This window comes from Streptacidiphilus pinicola (genome assembly GCF_003258295.1).
GTDB classification, from domain to species: Bacteria; Actinomycetota; Actinomycetes; order Streptomycetales; family Streptomycetaceae; genus Streptacidiphilus; species Streptacidiphilus pinicola.
Genome location: NZ_QKYN01000272.1, coordinates 487 through 756, shown reverse-complemented (window position 1 = coordinate 756; position 270 = coordinate 487). Strand labels below are relative to the sequence as shown.

The 270-nt window shown below is 72.6% G+C and carries 1 protein-coding gene; it reads right to left on the bottom strand.

All coding sequences use genetic code 11. From position 1 onward, the window contains the following. A partial coding sequence (locus DN069_RS39055; RefSeq protein WP_116513729.1) for a DUF3037 domain-containing protein occupies positions 1–199 on the bottom strand: 199 nt, incomplete at its 3' end. Between the last annotated feature and the right edge of the window lie 71 nt (positions 200–270).

The window sequence follows — 270 nt, the reverse complement described above, 5'->3', positions numbered from 1 at the left end:
GCAGGCCCAGCAGACGGAAGACACCGGCGGCGGACAGCCTGAAGTGGACCAGTCCCGGCTGCACGATGGTGCTGCGCAAAGCGGTCAGCCAGCGGAAACGTCGGTCCGGCTCCTCGTCACGCGCCTGCCCGGCCGCCTCGCAGCCGTTGCAGACGCGAGCCACCGGGTCGAGCGCCAACACGTGCGTCGTCGAGTCCACGTCCGGGGTCGAGAGCGGACAGCCGAGCCTTGCCCAGGCGGATCACGGCGCGCAGCCCGCCGCGCGCCTGT